This window comes from Bradyrhizobium sp., from assembly GCF_052389815.1.
In the GTDB taxonomy this organism is placed as follows: domain Bacteria; phylum Pseudomonadota; class Alphaproteobacteria; order Rhizobiales; family Xanthobacteraceae; genus Bradyrhizobium.
In genome coordinates this window covers 1-19,562 of the sequence record NZ_JBQTHN010000101.1, presented here as the reverse complement: position 1 = coordinate 19,562, position 19,562 = coordinate 1, and the positions used below count along the sequence as shown (strand labels likewise).

The window sequence follows — 19,562 nt, the reverse complement described above, 5'->3', positions numbered from 1 at the left end:
AGCTTCGGAACAAACGGAGGACCGATATGACGCGAATCTGGATTGCGCTTGCGGCAATCGGCGCCGGCGCCGTTTTCACTCCCGCCCGTGCCGTGCCGCCGACGGCGACGCCCTCGCCCGGGTATGAAGCGCGGCTGCAGGAAAGCCGCCGCGGTTCGGCGACCACGATCTTCACCCCGGCGCCGCGCCCGGCCAAGCCGAAGCCGAAGAAGCCGCAGCAGTAGCCGGAAGCTGCGAGGCTTTCGTCATTCCGGGGCGCGCGAAGCGCGAACCCGGAATCTCGCGCCGCATTCTTTTCCACTACTTCGAGATTCCGGGTTCATGCTTCGCATGCCCCGGAATGACATCGCTTCGCGATGTCAGCTTCGCTTGCCCTTGTTCGGCGTGCCGCTGAACAGCTTTTTGATGTCGTTGATGCCTCCGGAGAGCCGCGGCCAGTCGCAGGAGAAGGTGCCCTTGACGCAGCCGGTCACCGAGCGCGTCCGCGGCGGCTGCTTGGCTGGGCTGGCCACGGGCACCGGCACCTTTTCGTCGCTTCGCAGCGAGACCTGCTGCAACTTACGTTGCTGCTGCTGCTCCTGCTGTTCCCGTTGCTTGGCGGCGAGCGCAGCAGCTGCGGTGTTGCGGCGCTCGCGCTCGAGATAGGCGATGTATTCCTCGTCGATCTTCTTCTGCTCCTCCGGCGTCGGATTGGGACCCGCAATGTCGAAATTGCGGTTCTGCATGAAGTCGAAATAGGTGTAGCCGCCGCCGGGCTTGCGGCGGCCGGCGAACTTGGCGTTGCAGTCGGAAAGTTTCGCTGTCGTCTCGTCCTTGGTCGGCGCCTTCGCGGCAAGTGCCGCGCAATCCTCGAAATCGGCTGGCGCGCTGCGCCACCACTGCGCATGCGCGCCCGTCTGCGCCAGCACCAGCAGGCTCCCGACCGCAGCAACGGAAAGCAATGCGCCTGACGCGGTTCGCACGGGTAGAATTCTCACACCACAATTTCCGGGAGATTGTCGCCCATTCCCGTGCGGCTTGTCACCCCGGAACCGGGCATTTTTCCGGCAGAACGGGGATTTGCCCAGATCGCGCGCAGGAGGGCTTGAATTTCCTCTGTTTTTTCGCGCGGGAACGAGTGACGCGTTGCCATGATCGGGGTCAGCGGTTGCCTCCGGCCACGTCGGAACGATTCGATTCGCTCCAAAAAAGAAGTGGCGACCATGATCTCGCGGTTGGGCGGCAGATGTCGCGCGCCCCTCACCGATTGTTCCACGGGGATCGAGAAGCGGCAACGAAAAGCTTCCGGCCGCAGGCGCCTACGACCCGGCACCGACTGTCCGGCCTACATCAACATCTCCGGCACCAGCAGGCGCGCCAGGAACAGGCTGACTTCCGGCCGGACCATGGGTCTCGTTTTCCGCGACGTCGGAACCATTCGCGACAACTCGCGCCGTTGCCTTCAGTGGCGCCGTCAATCGGGCCTGACCGCGGTTCGGTGCGCATCCGCCGGGCGCGGAGAGAGCGATATGAGATAGCGGACGAATTCCTCGTTGTCCCACTCGGCGGCGCCTTCGCGGTAGGAGAGGGGTTCCCCTAGCGGACCGAAAATGACGGTCGTCGGTAGACCCCGTGTCCCGATCTCGCGTGCAAGCACACCGGACGGGTCGAGATAGAGCTTCAGAACTTGCAGGTTCATTCGCTTGAATACGAGCTTGGCCGCGCCAGCACTGCCCTTATCCTGGTTCACAGCTACGATCGCGAAAGAGTCCTCGGGCATGCGGGCTGCAAGACGGTCGAGAGACGGCATTTCCTGGATGCAGGGTACGCACCAGGCTGCCCACAAATTCAGAACAAGGACCCTGCCCCGAAAGGCCTCGATGGAAACGGACGCGCCCGTTTCGTCGGTAAAGGCACTGAGTTTCGCAGGACCGCCCGACAGATTGCGGACGCCGCGCGGCACGTCGGAAATTGCGAGGTAGATTACGACGCTGAAAATGCCAGCTGCAAGCAGCGCAGCAGTAAGCGCCTTGCGTGGAATGCCCGGCCTGGCCACGGCCCGGACGGAAGGGAGTGGAATTGTCCGCTGCGTTGACATGATCGTGTCCGGGTCAGCTGGCCGCAATCGGGAACAGGTGCACCGCCATGGCGTAAACGGCCAGACCTGAGGCCGCCACGAACAGCCAGATCGGCAACGCCCATCGCGCCAGCCGCTGGTGTCGGTCGAAATGGCCGGTAAAGGCGCGCAGGAACGCAGCCGGGATCAACAATCCGGCGACGGCCGCCATCAGGGTATGTGCTGCGAGAAGCGTGAAATAGACCGGCCGGATCATTCCCTGGCCGCCGAACTTCGCCATTCCCGCGCCGAAGTGATAGTAGAAATAGATTGCCAGGAAGCCGCACCCGAGAGCGATCGCGATGGACATCATCCGGCGATGTCCATCGCGGCTCCCCCGGCGAATGCACGCATACCCCAAGGCAAGCGTGGCCAAGATCGCCACATTCACAAACGCCAGCACGTGGATCAGATCGGCGTGGGCAATCATGCTAGGTCACGGTCCATACTTCATGATCTTGAGCATGATGCTCACGTACATAAGGAGTGCCAGGCCGGCGAAGGAGGCGAGCGCGATCCAGGCCTTCGGACTGCGCTGCGCGTCTTGCCGCACCAGGACGTCTGTGCCAGCGGGCTCCCCATCGCTGCTGTGCGCGGCGGGTGGCGCAAGCGGCCCGCCGGGGGTTTCAACGATGGTAGTCATAGGGCGTCCAGTCCTTGCCCACCTGGACCGACTTCGGGAAGTTGCCCGGCCCGGGAGGACTCTCGGTATGGGTCCATTCAAGCGAGCGCGATTTCCACGGATTCGTCGATGTCTTGGGGCCGCGTATGGCCGCATGGATCCAGCCCGCCATCATCAGCACGATGCCAATTGCGGTGATCAGGGCGCCAATGGTCGCCACCTTGTGATAGGGCTGGAACTGCGGATACATCGCATAATCCCAGTAGCGGCGCGGCATGCCTTCCACGCCGATGATGAAGAGCGGCCAGAAGGTGAGCTGGGTGCCAAGGACGTTGCACCAGAAGGCAAGCTTTGCGATGCCGTCATCCGCCGACCGTCCCGTCATCTTCGGGAACCAGAAGTAGATCGCGGCGAACAGCGAGTAGGTTGCCATCAGTCCCATGATGAAGTGGAAATGGGCATGGACGAAGCTCGTCTCCGACAAGTGCAGGTTCAGCGACGTGATGGCGAGGGGAATTCCGGTGAGGCCGCCGACCAGGATCAGGAACATGCAGACAACCACATAGCGCATGGCGACGTTGTAGGTGATCGCCCCCTTGTAAAGCGTGCCCCATAGCGAGATCACCATCAGACCGACCGGCACGGAGATCAGCAGGGTCGTGACCATCATGCCGATGCGCAGCCAATCCGGCATACCGGCGATGTAGAGATGATGAACCCAGACCTCGCCGGTGATCACGAGGATACCGATGATGCCGCCATAGACCGCGGCCTTGTAGTTGAAGATCGGATTCTTGGCCTGGGTCGCGACAATCTCGTAGAGCAGTCCCATCGCAGGAAGGAAGATGACGTAGACCGCCGGGTGCGAATAGAACCAGAAGAGGTTCTGATACAGCAGCGGATCGCCGCCGCGGGCCGCGTCGAAGAAGCCCGTGCCGAGATACTTGTCGAACAACAAGAGCGTCACCGCGGCGGCCAGCACCGGGACGAACACGATCTGTATCATGAAAGCCGCGAAGGTCGTCCACACGAACATGTTCATCTGGTTCCAGCCCATGCCGGGCGCGCGCATGTAGATGATCGTGACGAGAAAATTCACCGCGCCTAGGATGGAGGCGAAACCGATGAGGTGGACGGTGAAGACATAAAGCGCGGTGTTGCCGGGTGTCGTGATCGAGTAGGGTGGATAACCCGTCCACAGCACGTCCGGCTTGTCCGGCACCAGGAAGGTGAGCAGCGCCACGACGATGGCGGCCCAGAACAGCCACAGGCTCAGTGCGTTGATGCGCGGAAAGGCCACGTCGCGCGCTCCCAGCATCAGCGGCACCAGGTAGTTCGCGGCAAAGCCCGTAAGGCCAGGGATGAGAAACGCAAGGATCATCGCCGCGCCGTGGAAGTACAGCGCGACGTTATAGGCCGTTCCAGTCGGGATCGATTTGGAGAAATCGAGGACGAAGTAGTTCATCAGACCGGAATCGCCGACCGCCGTTTGTTCGATACGGATACCGAGCGCCATCAGTCCCGCGACCAGAAACGCGGCCATCGAGCCGAACAAATACAGAATTCCGACCCGCTTGTGGTCAGTGGTGAAGATCCATTCGCTCAGCTTGAATCCGGACTTGGCCGTTGCTGCTTCCACTTCTGCTATCGTTGACATGGCTTTCCCCGGATCACTGTTGTGCTGGCGCAGTTTCGGCCGAAACCGCAAATTGCAGACGGCGGCGGTCCTCCGCCTTCTTCAGGTTCTTGGCCATCCAGGCGTCGAAGTCCGCCTTCGCAACGGCTTTGACCTTGCTCGTCATCTCGGAGTGGCTGTTTCCGCAGAATTCGACGCAGATCAGATCCGTCTCGCGCGGCTTATCGGGCAAGAACCATAAACGCGTGATACGCCCCGGCACGATGTCTTCCTTGAGCCGATACTCGTTTAGCCCGAAGGAATGGATCACATCGTTCGACGTCATACGCATGACGACGGGTTGTCCAACAGGAACAACGAGATCGGTTGCAGTCACGCCGTTGCCGTAATCGAACTCGAAGTACCATTGATAAGCGGTGACCTTCACCTCCATTGCGTTTTGCGGAACGGTGCGTTGGATGTTCCACAGCGACCAGCCCTTCGCCGAAAGCAGGAAGTCGTCGGCCATGAAGATGGCGGCGGGCACCAGCGCCCAGGCCAGCGCCTTCTCCAGGTTGAGCGGCACCGCGGTGCCGACCGCCTCGGGGTCCCTCGTGCGATAGCGCACCAGCAGGTAGACCGCCACGGCGGCAAATATGCCGCCGATAACGAACAGATCTATCAGCACCTCGGTCCAGGCGTGGTTCCAAGCCGTGGTCGGGTTGTTGATGATCGTCCCCTTTGCCGCCTCGGCGAAGGCCGCATTGGTAGAAACCGTGCCGATTATCCCCGCGGCAGGGCCAAGCCAAATCCGCATGCTCAAGCTCCAATCAATCGTTTACGTCTCGTGATCTTGAAAACCAGGATGCACACCAGGAACGTCGTCAGCCCGCTCGCCAGCGCGCCAAACCCGATGAACAGCGGCATGTTCAGGGAATAGTGGCCGTCCTGATAGTTGTAGCTGTAGCAAAGGCTCAGCGCGAAATTGATCACCTCGCGGGGAGCGAATTGTCCCTGGCGCGAGTCAAGTACGGCGAGCTCGATATCCTTTCCCTCGATCTCCTGCTGGTAGAGAACACGGGCCAGCTTGCCTTCGGGAGAGAAGAAGAGATAGGCGCCGGGATGCAGGAAAATGCGATCTGCCGGCGACCAGAAGAACTTGAAGCCGATCTTCTCGGTCTGTGTCGCGAGGTCCGCTTCATTCCGGAACGTGGCGAAGGTCCAGCTCGCGGCAAGCTCGCGCGTAAGATCGAGATGTTTGCGGAAGGCGCCGGTGGTTTCGAGCGTGTCGTGACGATCGAAGGATAGGGTGATGACGTTGAAATCCGCTCCCGGCTGCAAACGCTTCGCCTGCTTCAACAGGTCGAGCAGCGCCATGTTCACCACGGCGCAGCTGCCGTCACATGTGTAATAGGCAAGGACAAGGATCGTCGGCTTGCCGAACATATCGCGCCAGAGGAAGGTTCTGCCGGTGTGGTCTATCAGCGCCGTGTCGGCGTCCATTGAACGCCCGAGCACCGCTTTTTCGTCGATCTGGAGAATCGACGCATTGAGATCGGATGGCGCGCGGCGGAAGTACGGCGTAGCGGCATCGGCGGCTCCCAGCGCGAGAAGCAACGCTGGGATCGCGAAGCCGACGGATTTCCATCCGATGTGCGGCATCGCCATCACCTGTTCACCAGAAGTAGACCTGTGAGGCCACGAAGAACCACACGACATCGACGAAGTGCCAGTAGATGCCGACGACCGTGACGAAGAGCGGGTTGATCCTGATCCGCGTGACGGCGATGAGGATCGAGACAAAGGCGAGCACGCCCAGCAGGACATGGGCCGCGTGGAAGCCGGTCAGCGTGTAGAAGGCGGCCGAGTACTGGTTGGTGCCGGGATTGAAGCCGGCTTGGCTCAAATGGCTGTATTCATAGGTCGTACACCCGAGGAACAAGACTCCGAGGATGATCGACGCAACGAGCCATTTGATGAAGCCGGCCTCGTCATCTGCATCGAGCTTCGTTTCGGCCGTGTGATAGGTCATGCTCGACGCGACAAGCAGGACCGTCATGACCAAGGGCAGCACCTTGTCGATGTGGGGGGTGCCGGCCGGAGGCCACGCTCCCTCGGCGCTGAGGCGCAGCGTCCAGTAGCTCGCAAACAATCCGATGAAGATCAGGATTTCGCCGATGATGAAGACGCCGATGCCGATCGGCGACACGTTGTCGATCGCCATCTTCTGGCTTGCGCCTTCCTGAATCCATTTGGCGATGCCGGCCAGGACGAGCGGGGCGCCGATGCCGGCGAACAGCACCGCCAGCAGCTTGTTGTGGTAGACAAAATAGGAGGAGAACGGCAATGCGACGAGGAACATGACCCCGAATCCCGCCGCCATTGGCGCCCAACTCGCCTCCCAATGGTGCGAATGCGGGGGGTGAGTGACTTCGCGAAGCTGCTCCTGCATGTTTTTCTCTCTCGCCCTTTAATTCCTCAAATCAGTCAATCGCGCGTCGCGCGCCGCAGCGATCCCGTCAGGGTCATCGCGTCACCACACCAGAACCGAAGCCGGAATGGCCACGAACATTGCGAGCACGTACAGGATCGAGAACCTGAACAGCTGCATCGCCGCTTTGCGCAACTCGTCCTGCGTTGCCCCGCGAAGCCGAAACAGGAGAGTGGCACGCCAGATCAGGATCGCGTCGCAGATCGCGGCAGTTGCGACGTAGGTCATGCCGAGCCGGCCGCTCACCAGCGGCGCGAACGATATCGGCACCAGCAGCAGGACATAGATGAGAATTTGACGACAGGTCTCCGGTGCGCCGCGAACGACCGGCAGCATCGGCACTCCGGCAAGCCTGTAGTCGTCTGCACGATAGAGGGCGAGTGACCAGAAGTGCGGCGGGGTCCAGAAGAAGATCAGCATGAACAAGGCCATTGCGCCGGCGTCGATGCTTCCGGTGGCGGCGGCCCAGCCGATCACGGGCGGCAGCGCTCCCGCGGCCCCGCCGATCACGATGTTCTGCGGCGTGCGGCGTTTCAGCCAGATGGTGTAGACGGGGACATAGATTGCGATCGTCATTGCGAGCAGTACAGCCGCAATGCCGTTTGCCGTGACGGCCAGGGCCGTCGTCGACGCCAGTGCGAGAGCGATCCCGAGGGCGAGTGCTTGCGCAGGCACAATGGTGCCGCGCGGGATAGGCCGTAACGCGGTACGCGCCATCCGCTCGTCGATATCGGCATCGTACCACATGTTGAGCGCGCCACAGGCTCCGGCGCCTGCGGCCATCGCGCCGAGGATCGGTCCCAACGCCAACCAGTCGACTGGATCGCGGGCGAGTACGAAGCCGACCGCACCCGTGAACACCACGAGCGACATCACGCGAGGCTTCACCAATGCCAGATGGTCACTAATTCGCGCTTGCGCGGCCGACCATCTCGGCGCGACTCCACCATGATCGACCGCGCCAGTCGTCATCCCCGCACCTTCGGTCATCAACTTGGGCAGCCGCACCATCGATCACTGCAAGCAGTGATCGCCGCGCGTTCTGCCAGATTCTGTGCAGGGGGAAGTATCGACTGTCTCGATCAGCGAAAAACTGATTACAATCAGTTTAGCTCACGCTCGCCGGCGCTGTGTCCTGGTTGCAACAGGCCGCCGAGACGAGCCTGAGGGAGCCGCATTCCGCTCGCCAACTGCACGAGCCGGTCCGGTTCGATCAGGCGGACGCGCCGGTACGAGCCGATCTCGATCAATCTCGTCGTTCTGAAATGCGTGAACGTTCTCGAGATGGTCTCGGACGTGAGTCCCAAATAGTCGGCAATGTCGGTGCGCATCATCGGCAGGTGGATGATCGCCGGGTCGCCTCCGTGGCGTGCGCTGCGCCGCGACATTGCAACGAGAAACGCCGCGAGTCGTTCTTCCGGAGCCCGCTGCCCGGTGGTCAGGAGCTGCTCATAGCTATCATGCAGCTGGGAGACGGCCGCCTCGTACAGAATCCAGGCAAGCCTGGAATCCTCCATCGAGCGGCGCTTGAGCTCGTCTCTTGGAATGCAGCGCAGTTCGGTGCGCGCAATGGCCTGGGCCGTAAACTGGAATCGGCGATCCGAGCCGAACCCGATCAGGTCGCCCGGCAACGAAAAATCCACGACCTGGCGGCGGCCGCTTGCCAGGCCCAGGAACGCCACCAGCCCGCCCGTTTGCACTCTATAGACGGAGGTCTGCGAGTCGCCCTGGAAGAAAAGACATTGTCCTTTCTCCAGCTCTCGGAGCGAGCAGCGGAGTCCGGCGCTGCACGGCTCGCACGACAAGGGCGCGGCAGCCTTGTCTCTTGCGGATACCAGACATTGTGGCAAAGGGCTGTTTGGCGGCGGGACGAGCATGACGTGTCAGCACTCGTCGGCGGTAGATCGGCTCGACGACGCTCCTCGACGGCGACGGTAGCTTTGCTCAGATGTATCTCGTTCCATGCACGCCTGCGATTCGCGGCCGGATAGCGTCCTGGATCACGCGCGCATCCCCCAACTCCCATTCAATCGTGAATGTGCGCTGTTGTCTAGGAAAAGGGTACCCGATCGCAGGCTCTTCGTCGGCCGCGTCGGACGATCCGCTGAAGCTGAAAATGATTATCGTTCGCGGTCAGGGGCGAAAGTGCGGGAAGGTTATCTCTATCCCGCTATTTCAACATTTCCGGCACCAGCAGGCGCGGCAGGAACAGGCTGACTTCCGGCCAGATGATCAGCGCCGCCAGTACCAGCATCATCGGCACCAGCATGATCGCGGTGTCCTTCAGCGCATAGCGCAGGCGGACGCCCGCAACGGCGCAGGCGATCAGGAGGCACAGTCCGTAGGGCGGCGTCACCAGGCCGAAGGCCAGCGAGACGATGGAGATGATCGCGAACTGCACCGGGTGCAGGTCGACCGATCGGGCGAGCGGCTCCAGCACCGTGCCGACGATGACGATGGCGGGGATGGCATCGAGGAAGCAGCCCACCACCAGGAAGCAGAAGGCGATGAAGAAGCCCGCCGCGATCGGGCCCATGCCCCAGGTAGAGACGTTGGCGAGCAGCTCCTGCGGGATCTTGTAATAGGCGAGCAGCCAGCCGAACGCGCTGGCGGTGCCGACGCAGAACAGCGCCACCGCGGCGAGCCGCCCGGTGTCGAGCAGCGCCTTGTAGAGCTCGCGCCAGCCGGTCTCGCGGTAGAAGAAGGTCGACAACGCGATGGAATAGAGCACGGCGATGCAGGCGGATTCGGTCGCGGTGAACCAGCCGAGCAGGATGCCGCCGACGATGATGAACGGGGTCATCATCGCCGGCACCGAGCGCCACGCCGCAAAGAGCATCTCGCGCCAGCTCTCGCGCTTGTAAGTGGGATAGCCCCGCCGCACCGCATAGACATGCACGGTCGCCATCTGCGCGCCGGCGATGAGCAGACCCGGCACGATGCCGGCAAGATACATCGCCGCGATCGAGGTCGAGATCAGTCCGCCCCACACGATCATCAGGATCGAGGGCGGGATGACCACCGCAAGCACCGCCGAGACCGCCGTGATCGCGATGGAGAAGGAGAGGTCGTAGCCCTCCTTGGTTTGCGCATCGATGAAGATCTTCGACTGGCTTGCCGCGTCCGCCGTGGAGGAGCCGGAGATGCCGGCGAAGAATACCGACAGCACCACGTTGATCTGCGCCAACGATCCCGGCCAGCTCCCGACCATCGAGCGCGACAGCGCCACCAGGCGGTCGGTGATGCCGCCGATGCTCATCAGGTTGGCCGTCAGCAGGAAGAACGGCACTGCGAGCAGGATGAAGGAGTTGTAGGCGTTGAAGGTCTCCTGTGCGAGCATCATCAGCGAAAGCCGCGGCTCGATCAGGAGAATGGGGACGCAGGCAAGCCCGATCGCAAAGGCGACCGGCACGCGCGCGATCAGCAGCGCCACGAACGTGCCGAACAGGACGGCTGCGGCCTGCCCGGCGGAAAGCACGGCGCCGGTCATGGCGCCCTCCCGAGCAGGATTTTCGCCTCATCGACGATCTGCTCGCCCGCGAACACGATCCACGTGAAGCCCGCTACCGGCCAGGCGACGTGGATCATCCACAGCGGCAGCTCGGCAAGCTCGGAGGTGCGGTGCCAGGCGAAGCGGGTGAACTCGATGCCGGCGAACACGAACACCAGCGCCAGCGCCAGGATGCCGAGCCGGGCCAGGATGCGCACCGCCGCCTCGCCGCGCCGCGACAGTTCCGGCCACACGTCTACCTCGAAATGCAGGGCTTCCCGCACGCCCACCATCGCGCCGATCATGATGGTCCAGATGAACATGAAGCGCGCCATCTCCTCCGTCCAGATGTAGGAGGGGATCAGCGACGTGTAGCGCGAGACGATCTGCAGGGTGACCGGGAAGATCAGGCTGGCGAGACAGGCGGCGAGCAGGAATTTCAGCAGCCTGGCGTAGAGGGCCGTCACTCGGCGCCACGGCGACGGGTTTTGCGGCGTCGGGATGTCGGTCATTGGCACTCCGGGCGGGCAGCAAGGCCGGGAGCGGCGAGCCGTTTCATGCTCGCCGCTCCCGTTACTCGATCGGGTCAGGCGGCGTTGATCTTCTCGTAGATGGCCTCGGCGCCGATTTCCTTGGCATAGGTTGCCATCACGGGATCGGCGAGCTTCTTCATGGCGTCGCGTTCCTCGAACGGCACGCGCTTGAGCTTGCCCGCCTTCTCCAGCGTGTCCAGCTTGACGGCTTCCTCGCTCGATTCGAGCTGACGGCCGAAATCGCCGGCTTCCTTGCCGGCCTTCATGATCGCGTCCTGCAATGGCTTCGGCAGCGTCTTCAGCGTCTTCACCGAGAAGCAGATCGGACGGATCGACACCGCATGCTGCGTCAGGTTGAGATGCGGCGCCACCTCGTAGAACTTCATCGCCTCGACGCCGGCCGCCTCGTTCTCGCCGGCCGCGATCACGCCGTTCTGGATGGCGTTGTAGACTTCGTTGTAGGCGATCACGGTCGGGCTCATGCCGACGGCTGCGAAGGTCTTCGACCAGATCGGCGCGCCCTGCACGCGTACCTTCAGCCCCTTGAGGCCGGCGAGGTTCTTCAGCGGCTTGTTGGCGAAGATATTGCGCACGCCGCCGCCGGCATAGCCGATCAGCACGACTTCCGCCTTGGTGGCGATCTCGTCGGCGACCGGCGCGAGGATGCCGGCCTGCACCACCTTGTTCATGTGCTCGATGCCCTTGAACACGAAGGGTGCATCGATGAAGGGCGCGGCCTTGGCGAAGGTGGACATGTGCGCCGGCGAGACGATGCCGTAATCCACCGCCTTGCCCTGCGACATATACTCGAAATACTGCTTCTCGAGGCCGAGCGAGGAGTTCTTGTGCAGGGTGAAGTTGACCGGCTGGCCGTAATACTTCTTCACCAGCTCCTCGAAACGGGTCAGCGCCTTCGTGAAGGCATGGTCGTCGTTGAACTGCACGGCGCCGTTCAGCGTGACCGGTGCCTGGGCCCGGAGGATCGACGGCATTCCGAGGGCGCTTGCGGCGGTCGTTGCAGCAAGGCCGGCGAGTACTGTCCTGCGCTTCATGGGTTCCTCTCCCTGTTATGATCCGCCGTTGCCCGGCGGCGTTTTGTAGTCGTGAGCTCGGCGCTCACCAGTATCGTTGCTGAGATTGTCGCCATTCCCGGCCCGCTTGTCACGCTGAAACCCGCGGGGAGCCCCTGCAACCGCTGCCGCGCTGCAAAAGGGGCGGCGTTGATCGCGTGTCAGTTCGCATGATTGCGATCATTTGTTTGGTGAAACCCGAATCAGCATTACACTCGCCTCAGCACATTGACCTTCTGGCCGAGCGGGAATGACCGAACCGGAAATCCAGAATCACATCGCCACCCTGCAACGATGGCTGGCCGCTGCCTGGCGCCGGCTCGGCGATCCCGCGCTCACCCTGTTCGACAAGCGCGAACTTCGGAACCAGATGAAGCAGGCCGACCTCGCGCTGCGCCAGTGCCTGGCGCTGTCGGTCGAGATAAAGTCCGCGCGGAAGAAGGATGGCTCCACCGACGTCCGCGCGTTCGCCAAGCCCGACTTGCGGTTCCTGGCCTGAGCCGGCCCTCCCGCTAGCCGAATTATGACGCTTCACCCGGCTTCCGATGGCGCGCCCGCTCTGCTATGAGGCAGTCGATACCCCACGCGGGTTCGCGGTCCCGTAGCTCAGCTGGATAGAGCGGCGGTTTCCTAAACCGTAGGTCGCATGTTCGAGTCATGCCGGGATCGCCATCTTTCCATTTCGCCCGCGTTTCACATCGTCGCAAGCAACTCTGCCGCTATCCAATTCCGTTATGGCTGATCGACGGGAATGCGATGGGCAAACGGACCCTCGCCGTGCAATCCTGACCGCCAAAGAAGCGACCGGGCGGCGAGTGCCCGGAGCCGGGGGCGATCTGCATGAGTGTCACCGTCGCGGCGAGTACAGTAGCGAAGCCGCCAGCCGAACTGATCGAGGCATTCCGGCAAGCGCCGACCTCCATCATCTCCGACAACCTCGCGCGGCTTGCCGGCTCCGTCGGCTTGAGGCCCTTCCATCGTGCGGGCAGGCTGGTCGGCACCGCCTTCACCATCAAGACCCGTCCGGGCGACAATCTCGCCATTCACCGCGCGCTTGAAATGGTGGGGCCGGGCGACGTGCTCGTCGTGGACGGCGGCGGCGACGAGACGCGCGCGCTGGTCGGCGAGATCATGAAGAACATCGCGCAATGGCGCGGCGCCGCGGGCTACGTCATCGATGGTGCGATCCGCGACGTGGCGGCTTTTGCCGCCGATGACTTCCCCTGTTTCGCGAGGTCAGTCATCCACCGCGGCCCCTACAAGAGCGGCCCGGGCGAGATCAACGTGCCGGTCTCGGTCGGGGGTGCCGTGATATCGCCCGGCGACATCGTGGTCGGCGACGAGGATGGCGTGGTGTCGTTTTCGCAAAGCTCAGCGCCGGCCTTGTTCGAGGCCGTGAAGGCACAGGTCGCGCGCGAGGAGGCGACGCTGCTTTCGGTCCGCGAGGGCCGTTATCAAGGCAGCTACGGCAAAGCCTGATCGAATCGTCTGACAACAGGGAAGAGCCATGAGCCAGCGCAGCGAATTCCACAATCTCGACAATCCCGCCGACGGCGTGCTCCGCGAGCTCGCCTCGGGCGTCACGACGCGCATCTTCGCCGGCGAGCAGGCGATGCTCTCGGTGGTGACGATCGCGCCCAACGCGCAAGGCACCCTGCATCATCATCCCGAGGAGCAATGGGGCGTGCTGCTGGAGGGCTCGGCGATCCGCGTGCAGGGCGACGAGGAGATCGAGGTGAAGAAGGGCGATTTCTGGCGCACGCCCGGCAACGTCCCGCACACCATGCGGGCTGGACCGCAAGGCGCCCGTGTGCTTGACATCTTCAGCCCGCCACGGCCGGAGTACAAGAAGCCGGGTTCGGGCTTTGGGACAGGCTAACGCCGCAAGCCAGGAAAAATGGAGCGGCGATATCAGGAGGAGACGAATATGAAGTTTACGAGACGCGCCGTGCTCGCGGGCACGGCGGCGCTGGCTGTTGCGCCGGTATGTGCACCGGCCTGGGCGCAATCCAACCCCGTCACGCTGGTGGTGCCATTCCCGCCGGGCGGATCGACCGACGCGCTGGCGCGGATGCTTCAGACGCCGCTGCAGGCAAGACACAGCCGCGTGGTCATCATCGAGAACAAGTCGGGGGCCGCCGGCTCGCTCGGCGCGGCGCAGGTCGCCAAGGCGGCGCCGGACGGATCGTCGTGGCTAGTGACCTTCGATTCCCATGCGGTGATCCCCGCGATTCTCGACAAACCGCCGGTCGACGTCGAGCGCGACCTGGTGCCGGTGTCATTGGTGGGCACCGCGCCTTACGTGATCGCGGCGAATGCCGACCTGCCCTACAAGACATTTGCCGACGTCGTCGCAGCGTCGAAAGCCAAGCCCGGCTCGGTGAAATATGCCTCCGTCGGCATCGGCACGCTCGGCCATCTCGCCATGACCCTGCTCGGCAGCAAGGCCGGCGTCGATCTGCAGCACGTGCCCTATCGCGGCGGCGGCCCTGCCCTGAACGACGTGATCGGCGGCCATGTCGATCTCATCGCGGGCTCGGCGGCGCTGATCACGCCGCAGCTTGCGGGCGGCAAGCTGCGCCCGATCATGCAGCTCGGCCGCGCGCGGCTGCCGGCCCTGAAGGACACCCAGACTGCGATCGAAGCCGGCTTCCCCGATTTCGAGACGCTGGCCTGGTGGGGCGTCTTCGCGCCGAAGGGCACGCCGGCCGACGTCGTCGGCAGGATGTCGAAGGATGTCCGCGAGATCCTCAGCGAACCCGCGGCCAGCGCCAAGCTGCGCGAGACCCAGATGATGAATCTGGTCCTCAGCGATCCCGCCGAGTTCAACGCCTTCTTCACAAAGCAGCTCGCTTTCTGGGGCAAGGTCGTCCGCGACAACAACATCAGGGCTTGAGGCGCGGCCTTGTTGCCGCGGCAATGCGATGACCTCGGCGCAGGAACTGAAGTTTGAAGTCGGCAGTGCGGGCAGCGTGTCCGCACTGCTGATGCGGCCGAAGGATGCGCGGGCCTGCTACGTGCTGGCGCACGGCGCGGGCGCCGGCATGCGCCACGCCTCGATGGAGGCGATCGCAGCAGGCCTTGCCGAGCGCGGCATCGCGACGCTGCGCTATCAGTTTCCCTACATGGAGAAGGGCAGCAAGCGGCCCGATCCGCCGCCGGTCGCGCACGCTGCCGTGCGCGCGGCCGTGGCGGCGGCGGCGAGGAATTGCGCGGGATTGCCGCTGCTCGCGGGCGGAAAATCCTTTGGCGGGCGGATGACGTCGCAGGCGCAGGCAAAGGCGGCGCTTGAGGGCGTGAAGGGCATCGCCTTCTTCGGCTTTCCGCTGCATCCGGCAGGGAAGCCGTCTCCGGAGCGGGCCACGCATCTCGCCGATGTGAAGGTACCGATGCTTTTCCTGCAGGGCACGCGCGATGCCTTGGCGGAGTTGAGTCTGCTCAAGTCCGTCGTGAAGGGGGTCGGCGATCGAGCGACGCTGCACCTCGCCGAGGGCGCCGATCATTCCTTCCACGTGCTGAAGAGTTCGGGGCGGAACGACCGCGAGGTGCTGGCGGAGATTCTGGGTGCGTTCGTCCGATGGGTCGATGATATCGCGCGCCAATCTCTCCGATGTCGTCCCGGCGAAGGCTGGACCCATAACCACAGGGTGGTGTTGTTAGATCTCGCTGGAGCTCCAGAGTCCTCCGACCATGTGCATTGGTGGCTATGGGTCCCGGCCTTCGCCGGGACGACAGCCTAATACGCCGCTACACTCAGGCCGAACGCGCCCCATAAATCTTGTCGCGCAGCCGCCGCATGCCCGCCAGCCAGCGGTCGCGGTTCGCGGCCTTGCGCGTCATGTATTCGCCGACCTGCGGGTGGGACAGGATCAAGAAGCGCTCTTCCTCCATCGCCGCCATGACGATGCGCGCGACTTCCTCCGGCTGCATCACGCCGTCCACCCGTGCCGCGCTCGGCCCGGGCGTGGTCATGCCGGTCTGAACCGACTGCGGGCACAGCACGGAAACGCGGATGCCGCGATCGCCATACTGGATCGCCAGATGCTCGGCGAGCGCGACCGCTGCGTTCTTGGTCACCCCATAAGGCATCGAGTTGAGCGAGGCGAGCAGGCCCGCGGCGGAGGCGGTGTTGAGCAGGTAGCCGGAGCCGCGCGCCAGCATGCCGGGGACGAGCGCGCGCGTTGCGAAAACGTGGCTCATGACATGCACGCGCCAGCTGACGTCCCAGTCGGCGTCGGACGCCGTCTCCTGTCCCTTACGCGACAGGCCGGCGTTGGAGAAGAAGACGTCGACCGGGCCGTATTTGGCTTCGCTCGCTGCGATCAGCGCCTTGACGTCCTCCTCGATGCCGACGTCGGCGGTGACCGCGAGGCCGTCGATGTCGCCGGCGACGGCGGCGAGCCGTTCGCGCGACGTCTTGAGATCCGCGACAACCACGCCGCGCGCGCCTGATGCCGCAAAGGCGCGCGCCACCGCCTCGCCGATGCCGCTTGCGCCGCCGGTGACCACACAAACCTTGCCTTTGACTTGCATGCTTGCTTTCCCGCGTTTCCCGTCGTGCGTTCAGGGCGCATAGAGCCCCTTGTCCCGCGCGCGCTGGATGGCGAGCGCGCCCATCAGGTCCATCATCGGCGTCGAGAGGCCGGCCTGGCGCGCGAACGCGGCCGGTGCGCGCACCAGCGCGTCGATCTCCATGGCGCGACCGAGCTCGCAGTCCTGCAGGATCGACGGCTTGTGGTTCGGCGCCGGCCCCGTGCGGGTGATGCGCTTGACGCCGGGGTAGCAGCTCTGCGCAATCGCGTTGGCCTCGTCGAGCAGATGCGGGATGACGTCCCTCAATGCCGGTTCGTCCCGCACCGCGCGCGCTGTCTGGCCCGTCAAAAGGCACAGGATCGACATCGACATGTTGGTCAGCAGTTTCGACCAGATCGTCTCCCTGATCTGCGCCACCGCGCTTGATGCGAACTGCGCCGCTTCCAGCACTGAGCGCAGCCGCGCGATGCGCTCGCCCTCGCGGTCGTCGCATTCGCCGACCAGCAGCATGTTGCGCTCGGGCGAGAGGTTCTCCACCACGCCCGGCGCGATCACCTCGTTGGAGGAAAAGATCACGCCGCCGACGATGCGCGCTTTCGGGATCGCCGCGCGCAACGCGCCGCCGGGATCGAGAAAGGCGAGGTCGGGCGTCGCGGGATGATCTTTCGGCAGGCCGATGTCGTACCACCAGGGAATGCCGTTCTGGGCGAACACGATCGCCGTGTCATCCTTCAGCAGCGGCTCGACGCCGCCGGCGAGCGCGGCGACGCCGGTCGCCTTCAGCGTGCTGATGACGAAATCCTGCGGCCCGAGGTCGGCCGGATTGTCGGAGGCCTTGACCTTCGCCTTGAATTCCTCGCTACCGACGCGCAGCATCAGGCCGTTCTGCCGCACGGCGGCCAGATGCGCACCCCGCATCACGCAGGAAACCTCGTTGCCGGCGCGCGCAAGCCGCAGCGCCAAATGGCTGCCGACGGCGCCCGCGCCGAAAATGCAGATGCGCATGAAATGTCCCGTTCCCGGAATGGTGCGCCAGTTTCCACATCCAGGCGCGGATGCGCAACCGGGTGATGTCATGCGATTGACGCGGCGGGCCTCGGCAGAAAGCGATGGATCATCGCCCGCGCACTTCGCCATAGTGCCGGCCGCAACAACGCCAGAGAGGATCGCCCATGCCGGCCAACCCAGTCCTGTGGAATCTCAGTGATCGCGGGGTCGCCACCGTCACGCTCAACCGGCCGGAGGTCAACAATGCCTATGACGGCGCGCTGATCCAGGGTGTGCTTGCGGCCATGGACGATCTGGGAAAGAAACCGCTGCGGGTCGTCGTGCTCAAGGGCAATGGCCGGCACTTTCAGGCCGGCGCGGACCTGAAGTGGATCAACAGCGTGCGGCCGGGGTCGCCTGCCGAGAACGAGGCAGCCTCGCGCGCGACCTTCGAGGCGGTGCAGCGGCTCAACACGCTGCCGGTGCCGACGGTGGCGCTGGTACAGGGCGGCTGTTTCGGCGGCGGCACCGGCGTCATCTCGGCCTGCGACATCGTGATTGCCGCCGACAATGCGATGTTCTCGATCACCGAGGTGCGCTGGGGGCTGACGGCCGCGATCATCATCCCGCAGCTGTGCGACGCCATCGGCGTGCGCCAGGTGCGCCGCTACGCGCTGACCGGCGAGCGCTTTGGCGCCGAGGAAGCGCGCCGCATCGGACTCGTGCACGAGGTGGTGAAGCTCGCCGAGCTCGATGCCGCTGGCGACAAGGTGGTGGAGCAGCTGCTCGCCAACGCGCCGGAGGCGCTGACCGAGACCAAGCGGCTTGCGATGGAAAGCTCGTTCGGCGGCATGGCCGTCGATGACGCCGCCTATGCGCGCCTCGTTCGTTTGCACTCGGCAAAACGCCAGACCGCGGAAGCGGCCGAGGGCCTGGCCTCGTTTGCCGAGAAGCGGGCCGGGCAGTGGAGCGCGAAGGCTTGAGCTCAGCAGCCGCGGCAGATGCTTCGCAGGCTGCGGTAGACTTCCGCATCTTCCCGCCGCATCTGCTGCATGGTTTCCATGTATTTGCTGTCGGCAGTCGGCGACGGCTTGCGTCTGGCAGCCAGTTCGGCCTCCTGCCGCGAGTAGCACGCCTCGCGTTCGGCCTTGGCCGGGATGAACCGGCAATTCTGCTCGATCGCCAGCGTGGGCGAAGCGGCGATTAGGGCCAGAAGGAGGGGCAGGAGCAATTTCAAGGGTGCGTCCTTTCCGCGACATCTTCTCAGTGATTGCTGTTGCCTTCAAGCTGTCGTCTGGCGGTGACGAAGCCCAAACATTTTGCTATAAACCGGGCTATGAGCGCCAAAGATATTGAAGAAGTCATGGAACGCGTGCGGCACTGGCCAAAGGAGCGCCAGGAAGATGCTGCGGAAATCCTGCTCGAAATGGAACGCCAGGACGCGAGCGGCTACCGGCTGACCGATGCGCAGGCCGAAGAGGTTGCGCGCATCCGTCGTGAAATCCGCGAGGGACGGGGAACGTTCGCGACCGACGAGCAGATGGCGGCGCTCTGGAAGTCATGCGGCCTTTGAGGCTGCGTTACACTGCGCAGGCTCGCGAGCAAATCGCCGGAATCTATGAATACATCAAAGAGCGCAATCCGATTGCGGCTACCCAGGTTGTCGCGCGCATCCGCTCAGCTGCCGAACGCCTGACCGAATTCTCGCGTATCGGACATGTCGGCCGTGTCGAAGGCACCCATGAATGGGTGGTGCGCGGGTTACCATACATCATCGTCTACGAGATTGGTGTAGTCGACCCCGACGAGGTTCTGGTCCTCGGCGTGTTTCATGGGGCGCAAGATCGCGATCGCGAATGAAGACCATCGTCGGACCCGCACTTGAAGTGCCGGTCTGCGGCGAATACGAAGTCGCCGTGCTCGACAGCCGGGCCTATCAGGAGCCGCTTCGAACTTCGGCTATTTCTGGCTGGCGATGAAGGCGGCAAGATCCGCCGCGGCCTCACGGCTGAGCCCGATCGGCGGCATCTTGGGATGCGGCTCGAGCAGGAAGGCTGCGGTCTTTGCCTGGTCGAAGCCCGGCTTCCTGGCGATGGTTGCAAATGGCGGCGCTTCCGTCACCGCCA

General features: G+C 63.9%; 26 protein-coding genes, 1 tRNA gene and 1 pseudogene. 11 read left to right on the top strand and 17 right to left on the bottom strand.

Annotation, left to right across the window (positions count from 1 at the left end):
* Window positions 1-26 precede the first annotated feature (26 nt).
* Window positions 27-224: a hypothetical protein gene (locus tag ACT4OC_RS18045; RefSeq protein WP_444840380.1), complete on the top strand. Its 198-nt coding sequence runs from the start codon at window positions 27-29 to the stop codon at window positions 222-224.
* A 135-nt stretch (window positions 225-359) separates the two neighbouring features.
* Here ACT4OC_RS18045 and ACT4OC_RS18040 read toward each other — a convergent pair whose 3' ends face one another.
* The 14 genes from ACT4OC_RS18040 to ACT4OC_RS17975 all read right to left on the bottom strand — a co-directional run bounded on the left by ACT4OC_RS18040 (window position 360) and on the right by ACT4OC_RS17975 (window position 11,898).
* Entirely contained in the window at window positions 360-971 is a 612-nt protein-coding gene (locus tag ACT4OC_RS18040) for a hypothetical protein (protein WP_444840395.1), read from the bottom strand.
* 2 nt (window positions 972-973) lie between these two features.
* Window positions 974-1,243 carry a hypothetical protein gene (locus tag ACT4OC_RS18035; protein WP_444840379.1) on the bottom strand — a complete coding sequence of 90 codons (270 nt, stop codon included), beginning with the start codon at window positions 1,241-1,243 and terminating at the stop codon, window positions 974-976.
* Between the two features lie 210 nt (window positions 1,244-1,453).
* Window positions 1,454-2,077, bottom strand: coding sequence for a TlpA family protein disulfide reductase (locus ACT4OC_RS18030; protein ID WP_444840378.1), 624 nt, complete (start codon window positions 2,075-2,077; stop codon window positions 1,454-1,456).
* A 13-nt stretch (window positions 2,078-2,090) separates the two neighbouring features.
* The gene (locus ACT4OC_RS18025; RefSeq protein ID WP_444840377.1) at window positions 2,091-2,525 is read right to left on the bottom strand and encodes a DUF420 domain-containing protein; all 435 of its coding nucleotides are present in this window, start codon (window positions 2,523-2,525) and stop codon (window positions 2,091-2,093) included.
* 6 nt (window positions 2,526-2,531) lie between these two features.
* Window positions 2,532-2,738 (bottom strand): hypothetical protein, encoded by a 207-nt coding sequence (locus tag ACT4OC_RS18020; RefSeq protein ID WP_444840376.1) that lies wholly within the window; start codon window positions 2,736-2,738, stop codon window positions 2,532-2,534.
* Window positions 2,722-4,374, bottom strand: coding sequence for a cytochrome c oxidase subunit I (locus tag ACT4OC_RS18015; protein WP_444840375.1), 1,653 nt, complete (start codon window positions 4,372-4,374; stop codon window positions 2,722-2,724). The genes ACT4OC_RS18020 and ACT4OC_RS18015 overlap by 17 nt, the downstream gene beginning before the upstream one ends.
* 13 nt (window positions 4,375-4,387) lie before the next feature.
* Window positions 4,388-5,149 carry a cytochrome c oxidase subunit II gene (gene coxB, locus ACT4OC_RS18010; RefSeq protein ID WP_444840374.1) on the bottom strand — a complete coding sequence of 254 codons (762 nt, stop codon included), beginning with the start codon at window positions 5,147-5,149 and terminating at the stop codon, window positions 4,388-4,390.
* Between the two features lie 2 nt (window positions 5,150-5,151).
* Entirely contained in the window at window positions 5,152-6,000 is an 849-nt protein-coding gene (locus tag ACT4OC_RS18005; protein WP_444840373.1) for an SCO family protein, read from the bottom strand.
* Window positions 6,001-6,007: 7 nt separating this feature from the next.
* The gene (locus ACT4OC_RS18000; RefSeq protein WP_444840372.1) at window positions 6,008-6,694 is read right to left on the bottom strand and encodes a cytochrome c oxidase subunit 3; all 687 of its coding nucleotides are present in this window, start codon (window positions 6,692-6,694) and stop codon (window positions 6,008-6,010) included.
* 171 nt (window positions 6,695-6,865) lie between these two features.
* Window positions 6,866-7,795 (bottom strand): heme o synthase, encoded by a 930-nt coding sequence (locus ACT4OC_RS17995; RefSeq protein ID WP_444840394.1) that lies wholly within the window; start codon window positions 7,793-7,795, stop codon window positions 6,866-6,868.
* A 131-nt stretch (window positions 7,796-7,926) separates the two neighbouring features.
* Entirely contained in the window at window positions 7,927-8,700 is a 774-nt protein-coding gene (locus ACT4OC_RS17990) for a helix-turn-helix domain-containing protein (RefSeq protein ID WP_444840371.1), read from the bottom strand.
* A 293-nt stretch (window positions 8,701-8,993) separates the two neighbouring features.
* Entirely contained in the window at window positions 8,994-10,313 is a 1,320-nt protein-coding gene (locus ACT4OC_RS17985; protein ID WP_444840370.1) for a TRAP transporter large permease, read from the bottom strand.
* Entirely contained in the window at window positions 10,310-10,825 is a 516-nt protein-coding gene (locus ACT4OC_RS17980; protein ID WP_444840369.1) for a TRAP transporter small permease, read from the bottom strand. The genes ACT4OC_RS17985 and ACT4OC_RS17980 overlap by 4 nt, the downstream gene beginning before the upstream one ends.
* Window positions 10,826-10,899: 74 nt before the next feature.
* On the bottom strand, window positions 10,900-11,898 hold the full coding sequence (locus ACT4OC_RS17975) for a TRAP transporter substrate-binding protein (protein WP_444840368.1): 999 nt from the start codon (window positions 11,896-11,898) through the stop codon (window positions 10,900-10,902).
* Window positions 11,899-12,166: 268 nt separating this feature from the next.
* Between ACT4OC_RS17975 and ACT4OC_RS17970 the strand changes: the two genes are divergently transcribed.
* The 6 genes and pseudogenes from ACT4OC_RS17970 to ACT4OC_RS17945 form a co-directional block, all read left to right on the top strand.
* Window positions 12,167-12,415, top strand: coding sequence for a hypothetical protein (locus ACT4OC_RS17970; protein ID WP_444840367.1), 249 nt, complete (start codon window positions 12,167-12,169; stop codon window positions 12,413-12,415).
* Between the two features lie 96 nt (window positions 12,416-12,511).
* Window positions 12,512-12,588: transfer RNA gene (locus ACT4OC_RS17965), tRNA-Arg, on the top strand.
* Between the two features lie 168 nt (window positions 12,589-12,756).
* Window positions 12,757-13,395: an RraA family protein gene (locus tag ACT4OC_RS17960; protein ID WP_444840366.1), complete on the top strand. Its 639-nt coding sequence runs from the start codon at window positions 12,757-12,759 to the stop codon at window positions 13,393-13,395.
* Window positions 13,396-13,423: 28 nt separating this feature from the next.
* Window positions 13,424-13,795, top strand: coding sequence for a cupin domain-containing protein (locus ACT4OC_RS17955; RefSeq protein ID WP_444840365.1), 372 nt, complete (start codon window positions 13,424-13,426; stop codon window positions 13,793-13,795).
* 48 nt (window positions 13,796-13,843) lie between these two features.
* Window positions 13,844-14,812: a Bug family tripartite tricarboxylate transporter substrate binding protein gene (locus ACT4OC_RS17950; RefSeq protein WP_444840364.1), complete on the top strand. Its 969-nt coding sequence runs from the start codon at window positions 13,844-13,846 to the stop codon at window positions 14,810-14,812.
* Between the two features lie 28 nt (window positions 14,813-14,840).
* A pseudogene (locus tag ACT4OC_RS17945) lies at window positions 14,841-15,512 on the top strand (alpha/beta hydrolase family protein); the annotation flags it as partial.
* A 157-nt stretch (window positions 15,513-15,669) separates the two neighbouring features.
* On the opposite strand, the gene ACT4OC_RS17940 reads toward ACT4OC_RS17945, so the two are convergent.
* Together ACT4OC_RS17940 and ACT4OC_RS17935 are read right to left on the bottom strand one after the other, a co-directional pair.
* Window positions 15,670-16,449, bottom strand: coding sequence for an SDR family oxidoreductase (locus ACT4OC_RS17940; RefSeq protein ID WP_444840363.1), 780 nt, complete (start codon window positions 16,447-16,449; stop codon window positions 15,670-15,672).
* 30 nt (window positions 16,450-16,479) lie between these two features.
* The gene (locus ACT4OC_RS17935) at window positions 16,480-17,454 is read right to left on the bottom strand and encodes a 2-dehydropantoate 2-reductase (RefSeq protein WP_444840362.1); all 975 of its coding nucleotides are present in this window, start codon (window positions 17,452-17,454) and stop codon (window positions 16,480-16,482) included.
* Between the two features lie 167 nt (window positions 17,455-17,621).
* Here ACT4OC_RS17935 and ACT4OC_RS17930 point away from each other — a divergent pair, with 167 nt between their 5' ends.
* The gene (locus ACT4OC_RS17930; protein WP_444840361.1) at window positions 17,622-18,419 is read left to right on the top strand and encodes an enoyl-CoA hydratase-related protein; all 798 of its coding nucleotides are present in this window, start codon (window positions 17,622-17,624) and stop codon (window positions 18,417-18,419) included.
* Between the two features lie 2 nt (window positions 18,420-18,421).
* Here the strand turns inward: ACT4OC_RS17930 and ACT4OC_RS17925 are convergent, their stop codons facing one another.
* A complete protein-coding gene (locus ACT4OC_RS17925) occupies window positions 18,422-18,673 on the bottom strand; it encodes a hypothetical protein (protein WP_444840360.1) in 252 nt (83 codons plus the stop codon).
* Window positions 18,674-18,772: 99 nt separating this feature from the next.
* Between ACT4OC_RS17925 and ACT4OC_RS17920 the strand changes: the two genes are divergently transcribed.
* Genes ACT4OC_RS17920 through ACT4OC_RS17910 form a run of 3 tightly spaced genes read left to right on the top strand, consistent with a single transcriptional unit; the run spans window position 18,773 to window position 19,415 of the window.
* Entirely contained in the window at window positions 18,773-19,009 is a 237-nt protein-coding gene (locus ACT4OC_RS17920) for a hypothetical protein (protein ID WP_444840359.1), read from the top strand.
* Entirely contained in the window at window positions 19,006-19,296 is a 291-nt protein-coding gene (locus ACT4OC_RS17915) for a type II toxin-antitoxin system RelE/ParE family toxin (RefSeq protein WP_444840358.1), read from the top strand. The genes ACT4OC_RS17920 and ACT4OC_RS17915 overlap by 4 nt, the downstream gene beginning before the upstream one ends.
* On the top strand, window positions 19,293-19,415 hold the full coding sequence (locus tag ACT4OC_RS17910) for a hypothetical protein (protein WP_444840357.1): 123 nt from the start codon (window positions 19,293-19,295) through the stop codon (window positions 19,413-19,415). The genes ACT4OC_RS17915 and ACT4OC_RS17910 overlap by 4 nt, the downstream gene beginning before the upstream one ends.
* Window positions 19,416-19,562 lie beyond the last annotated feature (147 nt).